Raw genomic sequence first — 12,260 nt, 5'->3', positions numbered from 1 at the left:
GGTCACGCGTCGGCACAATGTTGGTCCTGACGGGCCTTTCAGCCGGCGCGCCGGGCCGTCCGGCTGTCGCCCGCGGTATCGCGCGGCCGTGGGTCACCGCCGCGGCCTCGCCGCGTTGCCGCGCGCCTGCTGCCAGCAGCTCGCACGACTACCGCGCCGGGCGCAACGTGTCCTGGCCGCGCGATGGGCGCGATGGGCGCGGTGGCGCACGCCGCGCTGTTCGCCCGAAGGCTGCGCTGACCTGTCGGGCGCGTTTCGCCTCTTCGCCGTGCAGGTACCGTTGAGGTCGTGGCAATGGACGCGTGGCGCAGGTTGTCGCGCACCGCGACGAGCTCGACCCCGGCGGCGAGGGCGTGGGTGGTGTGCGTATGGCGCAGCCAGTGCGGACTCGCGTGCCGCAGCTTCGCGGCGAGCGCCGGATTCCGGGCTTCCACACGCTCCGCCGCCTCCTCGAAAAATTCCTCCAGCACCTGGCGCAGCCGCACCGCACCGATGCCCGTTTCACCCGGCGTACCGCCTACACCATGCCGGCCACCTTCTAGGCCAGCATCCAGCGCCCCCACCAGCGGCGTGACCGGCTGCCAGCGCGCGCGCCTCACCGGCAGGCCCCGTGCCTTCATAGATGACCGCAGCGCCTCGCGCGCCAGCGGTGGCAGCGCCACGCGGCCCGGCTTCGCCCCCTTGCCGGTCACGTCGAGCCACCACGTGCCGCGCGCATCGGTGCCGATGTCGGCGAGCCTCGCCGCCACGAGCTCCTGCGCGCGCAGGCTGGTCGCATAGCCGAAATCCAGCACGAAACGCAGGCGCGCGGCGGCCGGGGCGCTCCAGCCGCGGCGTTCGAGCCGGTCCGCGACGGCGCGCACGGCGGTCCACTCCCGGCCGGTGAGTGAACGTGCCGCATCGAACGGCGTGCGCGGGGCGCCGCCGCGCACCGTCACGCCGGCGAACGGGTTGAGGACGACGTAGTGCTGGCCGACCAGCCAGGCAAAGAGGGCGCGCAGCACCGCGAGCGCGTAGGCCGCCGAGCGCACGCTGAGGCCCCGCGTGAAGGGACGCCAGGCGGGCGCGGCGCGCAGGCAGGACGGCCCGGTCCAGCGCGCGGCGGGGACGGGGCGCCGCAGGAAGGCACGGTACGCGATCGCGTCCTCGGTGGTGAGCGACGGAAGCGGGGCGCGGCGTTCGACGAGGGCCCACAGCAGCAGGCGCTCCGCTTCGCGGCGGTAGGCGCGCACCGTGTGGGGCGAGTCGTGCAGCGCCAGCCACGCGTCGATGGCCTCGACGTCGCGGGTGGCGGCGAGCCCGCAGGTCTCGCGCGGGGCGCGGAAGCGGCCGTGCGAGCCGTCCAGTGCGGCGGGCAGCGCGGCGAGGGACCAGGGCGACAGCAGCCCGTGCGCTTCCCGGGTGCGGGCGACGAGCCGGGCGGCGCGCCCGGTGAGCCCGGGGTGTCCGTCGAGGAACGCCGTGACCGCCTGTGCGCAGGTGGCGCCGAGGCCCGGCACGGTCCACCACCAGCGGCGCCGGCGCGGCGTGAAGAGGATCAGTTCCCCGAGCGTGCCGACGCCCGCGGCCGCGAGCGCGCGGGCGGTGCGTGGCGTGAGCCAGTGGCCGACGGGGTCGGCGGGCTGCGGCGCGGGGACCGGCGTGGCGCGCAGGACGTCGAGCGCCTGCACGACGGCCGCGGCGTGCCGCACGCGCTCTGCGGCCGGGTGCGTGAAGCACGGCACGAGCTCGTCGCGCTGGCGTGCCCGGGCGCACGTCACGAGCTGCCGGCGGATACGGGCCAGGATGCCGCGCGAGGACTGGCCGTCGTCGCGGGCGTGGGCGAGATAGCGGGTCACGGCGGCGCGCGCGGTCAGACCCTCGTGCCAGGCGCGCAGCGCGGCGAGCGCGGCCAGGCTGGGGAGGTCGGGCAGGGCAGCGGGCGATCCGGCGGACGGTCCGTTCCCTGGTCCGGTGCGCGGCTGGGCGCGGACAGGGGCGGTTTTCATGCATCCAGTTCAGGTCGCGCAGAGCGCATTGGCGATAAGCGGATTTATCGTAAATGGTGACTTTGCCCATCGGGTGGCCTTGCTGACTTTCGATGAAGTCTAGGCAGACAAGGAATACCTCTGGCGTAGCGGAGCACGGCGCAACGGGAGGGCCGTCTGGAGGCGCAAGCGATCACCGTCAGGGATTACACATGCCTCTGAGCCCATAAGCCCGTTCCGGCGCGACTAGAGATCCGGAAGCCTCGATAGTTTCCGTTACTACTGCGATGGGCGGCGGGTGCCACAGACCAGCCGCGTATGGCGGCGGCCCAGGACACGTTTGCTGAGCCGTAGCTGAGGGGACGAGAGACGCAATCGACGTTACGGGCCGTCGAGTCAGTTCGATCTCGAAGACCGCTTTTTAGGTACAACGGTCCTTCGTCGACTCGCATGCTGAGGCGGCTGTTCGGCCTTATCCTCATACACCGGCCCTCGAGGCGAAGCAGTATCACTAGCACTGAACCGTCTCTGTAACCGCCCTGACCGACTTCAGACTAGTCGTGTTCTGGTGCGCCCACTGGCCTTCGGGGTACGATTGCAACTGAGACGCCCGCTGACCTAGCCCATGCGCGGAACTTGTCGCCGGCCATCTTAGTAGTGCTGGGCGCCCAAGGTAGCCCATACATGTCGCGAAGCGTGGCGCCAATCAGTTCAGGCCTTGCTGCCGGGTCAGCGGTCAACTGGGCCAGCGCTTCGGCCCCACCAGGCACCCGTAAGAGAACTTGTCTTATCGCAGCCGCATCTGGCGGTTCGGAGGTCAAGCGATCAATCAGACCGCTCTGGTCACCGACCAGCCGGCCATTCAAGTCCAAGACACCTAGGACAAATAGATCAGTCGACACCTTTTGACGTGCAGATTTCGTCAACTCGATCGATTGCGATGCACGCAGTGAGCGGAGGTAGGCGAGCGAAGCATCTGGCCGACTGTGAGGGAAAGTCTTGCCTCGTCTATGTGACTCTACTGAAGCAAGCAAAGCCACCTGGCTTCCTGCTTCAGCCGAAGACAGCATTTGTCCCCGCAGTCGCAGCAGGCCGCTGTAATCGAGCCAAGTACCAAAGGATATCGCATATATACGCCAGGTCTTTGGCGTTGCTGCGACTGCAGGAAACAATGCTGGCATTTCGGCCGCCAAGGCATCGATCGAAGTCTCGCTCTTTGCCGAAGTAGAGATCAGTTGCTGGATCTTTCCAAAAACGGCATGGCGTCGGAGCGATTGAGCAACTCGTTCGCGTATTTCGGCCTCTCTCAGATCTCGCCCCCTAAATTGCTCCGACAGCGTGAGGACGCCTGACCTTGGGGACAGAATTCCCAAGAGTCGCAATTCGCGTGAACTGTTAAAGATCACATGCTGCGTGGTTGATAGACTTGCGGTCGCTTCCTGGACCGTCGCTTCACCGCCTTGGCGAACAATCAACTGCAGCAACTTACTAGTTGAAGCAGCGCGGAGACGTAGGATGTACGTGTCCTCTACCGACAGCTTGCCAGTTATTAGGAATTCTCGGAACGTGTCCCAGTACACGTCAATTCGCTCGCCGACACGTACGACTAAGCGTTGATCAACAAGCGACTGAATGACACCGGGATCAACACGCTCGACTATATCGGACACGAGAACAGGCGCTTCGCGCGCAATTGTGCGAAGCGCCTCCTGTTCGCGCGCTTCTAGACTTGCGAGATCTTGTTGGAAAAGGCTTTCAATATTCAGCGAGTCGGCCAGAAGTGATTCTTCGGACGTCCCGCTTTGCAACTCCTTGAGAATGTGACTTGCTAGTTTCTTCAAGAGCCAAGGCAAACCTTGCGAGTATTCTCGCAGTCGCTGTTTCAGATCCGCAGAGAGATCATGGCCTGCGGCCCTGGCAAGCCGACCAAGAAGTGTGTTTACATCTTTCGGACCGAATGGCTCGACATTGAGTACAAGAGACACGCTTCTTATCTCGTCCCGAAGCCGATAGGGGTAGTTCTCCGTCATCCCGACGAGGTCTGTTTTCCAGCAGAAACCAAGCATTACCGGCGACGTAACTTCGCGAACGGCAAGAACTAGGTCCCTGAACTCTTGCGTCAGGCGTTGATCACGAAAAACGTTTTCAAACTGATCGAAGAAAATAAGCAACTGAGCGTGTCTCATCCATCGGCATGACTGAAGGGTGCGTACAGCACTCTGCAACGATGCAAATGAGGCGTCCTGGGGAAGTTGCAGCAATCCGGTGTTTTGTGCCTCCGCCAGAGCTCGGCGAAGTGCCGAAGCTACGAATGGTACGGATGACGCAGTGCGCGAATCAAAGACGATGGAAGATCCGCCTCCGCGTTCTATTTCGTAAGCGGTTCGCAAGGCGAGGGAACTTTTTCCCCACCCTGATTGTGCATTCAAGACGACGGAGCTTCCGCGATCACGATGATCGTCCGAAGCACGTCGAACTTGTGCAAGCAGCGCCTCACGACCAACGAAATATGCAGGTGAAGCTGGAAACTGATATTCAAAGTCTTCTCGACTTCCAACCACGGTGACCAGTGTTATCGCCTCGCTGGGAGCGGCCTGCACATCCGCCGCTCTCGGTGCGTGTACATCGTAAACGTCCAAGCCGGCTGCATAGTCGGACGCGGAGAGTAGACGTAACTCTGGTTGAGAGACAGCCTCACTCGAACGGCTCACGAGAACCCGTATCGGCAATCGAGTTGAGCGGTCTATTTGCTTAGCAAGAGCAGCCACACCGTGTGTCGAGATCAGTATTGCGTGATCCGAAAGCGTCGTTGACTCATCTTCCTGTATAGGTTCGATCCATCCACGCTCCTGCACGAGCGCATAGATGTTCGTCGCAGTCAAAAGACGAAACTTCGTGTCGCCCTTTTCGAGCTTGCGCGCCAGCGTGTGGCCGTCGGAAGTCAGACCGGGGATCGCTACAAACCAGCCGCGCGTCTCAGGCGAATCAAGGCGTTCCGTGTGTAACTTGCCATAGAAAGCGCTTAGTGTTTGGGAGGGCAGCGGCGAACTATAGGCCTTGCACTCGGCGATAGCAGGCTCGCCAGTCAACGCAATTCGCATAGCTACATCTAATTCATAGCCATTCTGCTTGACATTAAGTGAGCTCGCGGATGGTGACTCACAACCCAGAGCTTGGAAGAGCCGTGCGATGAACTTCTCAAACAAGTGGCCACGTGCATTCGACTGCGCGCCCGAGGTTTCGCCCTCAGCAACAATAACTAGTTGAGGCGCGGCAATATCCAACGTCGGAACTGGTTCGGTCATCCGTCTCTTCCCCTTAGTTTTGTATGTAGTATAAGGGACAGCGACAGATAACCCAGAGACAGGCCATTCCTGAGGCATCGCGAGCTGCCAAGTTATCGGATTGCACATCAATTGATTTGTCGCGCAGACTAGCTGGAACGCGGCACTTCGTCGAGCGGCTGACAACAGGTAGTCCGATCTGAGCTTCGACCGGCTGCTATGGGTCGGGAGTGTGAGTTCGCTTATGCAGGAAGCTGACGTTCGGCTGCTCGCCGCCGCGACCGACAGCAATACGCGGCATTGCTGACATAGTACCCAACCCGTCCCAATGTCAGCTAAGGCCGAAATGTGCGCGTAGCTCGTCTGTCCCGTCCTGGAGTGTTGCAGCCGTTCAAACGGCAACTTTCCCCGCTCGCTGAACGGCAGGTTGTGGCCGAGGCTGTGTGAACACGCACTCATCGCCTAAACTGAATCAACTCATTGAGACTGGGTGACTCATGAAGCGATTCGTCGAAGGCGATGACCGCAAACAGGTCGCACTACTTCCCGAATGCGTCGATGACTAAATCGGACAGGACAATCCGGTGAGGGTTGTAGATGCCTTCGTCGACGAGGTGGATCTTTCGGAACTTGGCTTCAACGGTACTACACCGGCGCTCACGGGCCGCCCGTCCTACCACCCAGGCGCGATGCTCAAGATCTATATCTACGGGTATCTGAACCGCGTACCGTCCAGTCGGCGGCTTGAGCGCGAATGCCAACGCAACGTTGAACTGATGTGGCTGACAGAACGTCTGGCGCCAGACTTCAAGGCAATCGCCGACTTTCGCCGTGACAATGGACGGCTATTCGAAACGTATGCCGTCGCTTCGTCGAACTGTGCCGGGGACTGAAGCTGCTATCCAGCGACACGGTCGCCATCGACGGCAGCAAGTTCAAGGCTGTAAACAGCCGCGACAGAAACTTCACTGCGGGCAAAATCGACAAACGCCAGCAACAGATCGAGGAAAGCGTCCAGCGATACCTCGACATGATTGAAACTGCAGACCGGACCAGTCCAACAGGTTTCGATGTGAAGACCATGCGCCTGTACGAGAAGATCGCGCTCCTGCGCCAGCGGATGCGTGAGCTCGAGCAGATCAGGAAGCAACTGAAGAAGGAACCGGACAAACAGTTGTCGCTTACCGACCCGGATTCCCGCTCCATGACCAGCGGTGGCAAGAGAACCGGCACCGTCGGCTACAACGTCCAGACTGCCGTGGATACGAAGCATCATCTGATTGTCGAACACGAGGTGACGAATATTGGAGGCGACCACGGCCAACTCAGCAGGATGGCTCTATTGGCGAAGAACGCGATGGGCAAGCTAAAGCTGAAGGTGCTGGCTGACCGCGGCTACTTCAGTGGTCCGGACATCCGCGTGTGTGAACTGGCCGGGATCGCCACGTATGTCCCGAAACCACTCACCTCGGCGTCGAGGAAGAAAGGGCTCTTTACCAAACGCGACTTCATCTACGTTGCCAGGAACGATGAGTATCGATGCCCCGCTGGCGAGCGCGCAATTCTTCGATTCAAGACCGTTGAGAATGGCATGAATCTGAACGTGTACTGGCCCAGCGCATGCCCGCGTTGCCATCTCAAGGAGCGATGTTCGCCCAGCGACTATCGCCGCATCCGACGATGGGAGCACGAACAAGTACTCGAAGCCATGTAGCGTCGACTCGACCGGAAGCCTGACGCAATGACCATCCGGCGAAGCACCGTTGAACACGTCTTCGGCACGCTGAAGCATTGGATGGGCGCCACACACTTCCTGACCCGGACGCTCGGACGGGTGAGCACCGAAATGAGTCTTCAGGTACTGGCCTACAACCTCAAGCGAGTCATGAATATACTTGGGGTTGCGAGGACAATGAAGGCAATAAGGACGGCTGGAAGCTGAGGCCCTGAGGGGCTTCTTGCGCTCGCGATGCTCGAATAGCGCAAGCTCTACGCATCTAACTTGATAAATCTAACCGTCAACCTCGCCCTCAGCCGCGAAAATTGCGTTTCCACACGCCCTCGGCCAAAAGCTGACTTTGCCAGTCGAAGCATTTCGTCGATTCGAGCGTCCCTCCTGCCGCTATTTCAAGCTGTACAGGCAGTCGCACGACTCGCGGAGCTCTCGCGGGAGGAGATTCACAGTCGCTTCCGCGAGTCACGCGAGGCGATTGATTGAAGATTGGCGACATGAGTACAACACCGAGCGCCTTCACAGCTCGCGCGGGTAGCTGGCGCCAGTGCAGTTCCCGCAGGCGCGCGAAGCGAGCTAATTATTGGCCTCGGACTCTAGAGGCGCTTCGCACTGGTACCGGGGGGAGGTCAGCAACGCTTGAGGTCTGTGTGTTGGCTGCTTCGTTCTGGTTTGAGGGCGGAGTTGGCTAGTATACGTCGCGTCCGCTAGTGTATCCACTAGCTGGTGATTTCGACTCGAGTGCCGTCGGGAGCCCCAATGACGGCTTCGTAAAAGCCGTCCCCAGTAGTCCTAGGTTTCGATAGTAGAAGCCCGTCAATGGCACAGCGCGCTGCCAATGTCTCTACTGCCACCGGGCTGCCCAGCGAAATCGCAATATGATCCCACCCCATGGCTTCGTCAGCGGTCTTGTCGGCAACCCACGGTGCGGTCATCAGTTCAATCTGGGCTGAATCCGAGGTCAGACGCACGAAACATGAGGTGAAACCAGGACGCCGAGCGCTTCGATATAGTGGGCCAACTTCAGCATTGAAGTAATGCTTCCAGAAGTGCGCTGCAGCGGCGATATCGCGCGTCCATAAAGCAACGTGTGCAACTTTCATACAATTTCCTTGAATTTCGCCAGTGCTGCCGCGGTTAGATTGTCTCTGCGCGTCGGCGCTTGCTACTTGCTACCTTGAAACACCCGAGTGCCCAGCACTTAGGCCACAACTGGTTTGGGCAGAAGGAGGTCTGACGACGCCAAGGCTCTCTCACATCCATGTTGAAGCACTTCTTCCAGAATGCAACTGCAGCTAGGGCACTTCGCGTTTCTTCGAGCGCGCTAGTCGCATCGTCTTCCCACTCCTGTGCCTAACGATGTCTACATCTTCAGTATTTGCTTGATACTACAGGATGGCGGTTCACGCATACCATCTCATAGCGACTTAGCTCCAGTTGCTGCTCAGGTGGGACAAATCTGTAAATACTGGGACGGTGTTTGGGAATGGGTTTTTCTGTCGATCCTGCACGATACCGACGAACGGCATCCCGAGCCTTTTCGCCGCCTCATATTCAGTAGTTGAATCGCCTATCGCGAGAATATTTTCAAAGTCAATATTCGTTTCGCGTGCGATAACGGTAAATGCTTCGATTTTTCCTGTCGGTGCTCCAGTCACAGTTTTGAAGAGGCGCGCCATATCTCGATCAGAAACAATCTTCAGCAAGTCATCATGAGAGGTACCGGACACTAGATGCAAAGAGATTTCGCTCTCGAATCGCTCAAGAAATGCCCGCGCACCAGGTAGCTCAGAACAAAATAAAACTCGCTCCATGAGTAAGGTGCTGTAACGCTTGGCAAGTGCGGCTATAACCTTTGAGTCTGGTTCTCGTCCGAACACAGCGCGTTCGAAATGCTCAAATTTCTCTACTCGCCCGATGCCGCCGTGAGCAGCTTGATAGGCGAGAATTTCCTCCTTTTCTCGCGGTTTCAACGGGAAAGGATAGGATGAGATGAAGAGCTCGGCCTTGAGGGATACCGAGTCCAATATCACGCCGTCGAAATCGAAAGCTATCGCGCGAATATTTTCGTATTGAATACTTTTCATCACTTTCAATAACTCTGAACGGTGAGCCTCACCCAAACGATGACGCTTAATGAGTGGCCATATGTAGCACGGTCGCAGGAACAAATCGTCCGGAATGTTCCGTGTAAACAGTCACAACCGGGTCCGTGATGTCGCCTTGAGCTGTATAGGAGAAGTGGCCGGTAACGCCATCTTGGTTCGTGCTCTGTATGGCCGCCAAAACTTGCGGTGCGTTGAAAGATTGTGCTCTACGCATTGCATTTGCCACGATGTAGATGCCGTCGTAAAAAAACGGAGCAAGGAATCGCACGGGAGCGTGGAATCGGGCTTCATATACGACCGAGAACATCGGACCGCGCGGCATGCTGGGCAGCGGTGCACCAACGCTCGTACAGATGACATTCTGAGCGGCTTGTTTGGTGAGGTCAATCATCGTTTGCGTACAGATGCCATCGCCCCCCAAAACGGGAATTGCTATCCCGAGTGCTGCTGCCTGGCGCACCAGTGGGCCCCCTGTTGCGTCCATGCCGCCGAACATGATTGCATCGGGCTTCTCCGCCTTTATTTTAGTAAGAATCGCCCGAAAATCGACGGATTTATCTGATGTGGCATCTCGTGAAATGACTCCGATGCCAGCTCGAGTTGCTGCTTTCGAGAATTCATCGGCTAGCCCTAATCCGAAGGCCGTTGCATCATCAATGACAGCGACTCGCTTTGCCTTGAGGACGTCATGTGCGTACGTTGCAAGCGCGGGTCCCTGATTAGCGTCGGTGGCTGTTAAACGGAACGCAGAGCGATAGCCGAGCCGCGTGTAACTTGGATTGGACGCTGTCGAGAGAAGTGCGATATGGGCTTCGTTGTAGATTCGGGCAGCGGGGATGGCGACACCAGAGTTCATGTGACCGACAACAGCCACTACGCCGTCATCTACAAGTTTTTGCGCGACTTGCGTGCCTGTCCGCGGGTCCGCAGCATCATCTTCGGAAATTAGTTCGAGACGAACTCGACGGCCGTTTACTACCAAGCCAGTGGCATTGATTTCATCGACGGCGAGCTGAGCACCGTTTTCATTGTCTTTACCGAGATGCGCTTGTGCCCCGGTCAGTGGAGATGCGAATCCTACTTTGACCACGACATCTTTCGAGGTTTCGGCCTTGGCTGCCAGAGGGAGTGTTTCCGTCGCAATGGCGGTGGCAAGGAGGGCGATAGCGCTGATTGTCGGTTTTAAAAGCATCTTGGTATCCGTGCATCATTCATCGAAATGGCCCTTGGTGCGCGTGCCAGCCAGGACGTCGAGGCGTTTCGTTTCTGGCGTGCTAACGCTGGACACGCGAATCAACGCGATTGCTATTGCCCCGACGCATATCAACAACAGCGAGGCTAGGCAGTGCAGCCAGAACGAAGGGACGAACTGCCCGAGTAGCGCAAAGAGTGAGACGTCACCGGCGAAAGACCCGAAAATCATAATAGTCTCCATGGCGCTCCAATTTATTGGGGCTCAACCAGAATCCATCTGTTCAATTGCCGATGACGTCGGAGTTGAGCGTTAACGTTGCGTCGTAAGGCGTGCTTGGCCGGTCGGTTCGGTCAGAACCTCGGGGCGCAGGATATTCGCAAGCTCATCCGCGGTCAGCAGTCCTTTTTCCAGTACGATTTCGGACACGCCGCGGCCTGATTCGAGCGCGGTCCGAGCGACCTCGGTCGCATTTGCGTATCCGATATACGGATTGAGGGCAGTCACGATGCCGATAGAACGATTGACGGTGTCGAGCAGGTGCTCGCGATTGGCCGTGATTCCGGAGACGCAGCGTCGTGCGAGGGTCTCGCAACCCGCCTTCATATGCACAAGGCTCTTGAAAAGGCTGTGCGCGATGATGGGCTCGAACGCGTTCAACTGAAGTTGCCCCCCTTCTGCGGCCATAGTCACGGTCATATCGTTGCCGATGACTTCAAATGCAATTTGGTTCACGACCTCCGGGATTACCGGGTTGACCTTTCCAGGCATGATGCTGGAGCCCGCTTGCATGGGCGGCAGGTTGATTTCTCCGAGGCCAGCACGGGGGCCGGACGAGAGTAGGCGGAGGTCGTTGCACACCTTCGACAGTTTTACGGCGACGCGCTTAAGGACGCCCGAGAGCTGAACGAATGCCCCAACGTCCTGCGTCGCTTCGATGAGATTCGATGCCGTGATGAGCTCAAGTCCGGTTATCTGATTGAGGTGTCGGCGAACAGCAGCGGCATAGTCGGGGTGCGCTGTGATGCCCGTGCCGATTGCCGTCGCGCCCAGGTTGATTTCGCGCAGGAGGCTCGCAGCTTCAGTTAGGCGCGCCTCGTCTTCGCCGAGCATTACCGCGTACGACGAGAACTCTTGTCCAAGTGTCATCGGAACAGCGTCTTGGAGTTGCGTACGCCCCATCTTCAGGACGCTGGCGAACTCCGTCGCCTTTGCTTCGAACGAGAGGCGCAGCTCTGCCATGGCACCACAGAGGTCAACAATCAGCCGTTGAAGAGCCAGTTTTATGGCCGTGGGATAGACGTCGTTCGTGCTCTGGCTCATGTTGACGTCTTCATTCGGATGCAGGAATCCGTATTCGCCACGACGATGGCCGGCAATCTCCAATGCACGGTTTGCCACCACCTCGTTGGCGTTCATGTTCGTGGAGGTGCCGGCCCCACCTTGAATGACATCGACAGGGAAATGCTCATGCAGAGCCCCTCCGATGATTTCTCGGCACGCGGCAACAATCCAGTCTGCCTTTTGGCGCGAAAGCAGACCGAGCTCTGCATTCGCGAGCGCCGCAGCGGCCTTAATTTCGACCAGCGAGTTAACGAGTGCCGGGTAGTCGGCCACTGTCGTCCCGGTTATCGGGAAATTGTTCATAGCGCGCAACGTATGAACGCCGTAGTAGGCGTCCGACGGAACCGGGAGGTCGCCGAGCAGGTCGTGCTCGAGGCGGGCGTCAGCGAAAGATGTCATGTAAGTCCTCACGATTTGGCGAGTTTTTCAGAGTTATTTACAGCCGATACCTGGTTCTAAAGGGCGTTCTGCCGAGCACAACGTATGGCGTAAACCCTTGACTGAGTGGGCATTCCCCCCAGTTTTCGAGCTCTAGCCCTCCATGGGCCGAATCATAGTCCAGACTGAGAAAAAATGAAATCCTTTACATTGAGAAGAAACGTGACTAACATTCGCTCATAGGCCGTCAATTCA

At 58.9% G+C, this 12,260-nt stretch carries 7 protein-coding genes and 2 pseudogenes; 2 read left to right on the top strand and 7 right to left on the bottom strand.

Annotation, left to right across the window (positions count from 1 at the left end; all coding sequences use genetic code 11):
• Window positions 1-148: 148 nt before the first annotated feature.
• Window positions 149-1,988 (bottom strand): annotated as a pseudogene (locus tag U5A67_RS04285) (phage integrase family protein).
• Between the two features lie 533 nt (window positions 1,989-2,521).
• Window positions 2,522-5,272: an AAA family ATPase gene (locus U5A67_RS04280; protein WP_321813186.1), complete on the bottom strand. Its 2,751-nt coding sequence runs from the start codon at window positions 5,270-5,272 to the stop codon at window positions 2,522-2,524.
• Window positions 5,273-5,748: 476 nt separating this feature from the next.
• On the opposite strand from U5A67_RS04280, the pseudogene U5A67_RS04275 reads away from it, so the two are divergent.
• Together U5A67_RS04275 and U5A67_RS40685 are read left to right on the top strand one after the other, a co-directional pair.
• Window positions 5,749-7,193 (top strand): annotated as a pseudogene (locus U5A67_RS04275) (IS1182 family transposase).
• Window positions 7,194-7,329: 136 nt separating this feature from the next.
• Window positions 7,330-7,521 (top strand): integrase core domain-containing protein, encoded by a 192-nt coding sequence (locus tag U5A67_RS40685; protein ID WP_415767757.1) that lies wholly within the window; start codon window positions 7,330-7,332, stop codon window positions 7,519-7,521.
• Window positions 7,522-7,702: 181 nt separating this feature from the next.
• Here U5A67_RS40685 and U5A67_RS04270 read toward each other — a convergent pair whose 3' ends face one another.
• The 5 genes from U5A67_RS04270 to aspA form a co-directional block, all read right to left on the bottom strand.
• Window positions 7,703-8,086, bottom strand: coding sequence for a VOC family protein (locus U5A67_RS04270; protein ID WP_321813185.1), 384 nt, complete (start codon window positions 8,084-8,086; stop codon window positions 7,703-7,705).
• 324 nt (window positions 8,087-8,410) lie between these two features.
• Window positions 8,411-9,070, bottom strand: coding sequence for an HAD family hydrolase (locus tag U5A67_RS04265; protein ID WP_321813184.1), 660 nt, complete (start codon window positions 9,068-9,070; stop codon window positions 8,411-8,413).
• 46 nt (window positions 9,071-9,116) lie between these two features.
• A complete protein-coding gene (locus tag U5A67_RS04260; protein WP_321813183.1) occupies window positions 9,117-10,283 on the bottom strand; it encodes a branched-chain amino acid ABC transporter substrate-binding protein in 1,167 nt (388 codons plus the stop codon).
• A gap of 15 nt (window positions 10,284-10,298) precedes the next feature.
• Window positions 10,299-10,526, bottom strand: a complete 228-nt coding sequence (locus U5A67_RS04255; protein ID WP_321813182.1) for a hypothetical protein — start codon at window positions 10,524-10,526, stop codon at window positions 10,299-10,301.
• A gap of 69 nt (window positions 10,527-10,595) precedes the next feature.
• The gene (gene aspA, locus U5A67_RS04250) at window positions 10,596-12,026 is read right to left on the bottom strand and encodes an aspartate ammonia-lyase (protein WP_321813181.1); all 1,431 of its coding nucleotides are present in this window, start codon (window positions 12,024-12,026) and stop codon (window positions 10,596-10,598) included.
• Window positions 12,027-12,260 lie beyond the last annotated feature (234 nt).

Origin of the sequence: Paraburkholderia sp. J69-1 (assembly GCF_905220255.1) — a bacterium.
Taxonomy (GTDB): Bacteria; Pseudomonadota; Gammaproteobacteria; order Burkholderiales; family Burkholderiaceae; genus Paraburkholderia.
This window is presented reverse-complemented; position numbering and strand designations above follow the sequence as displayed.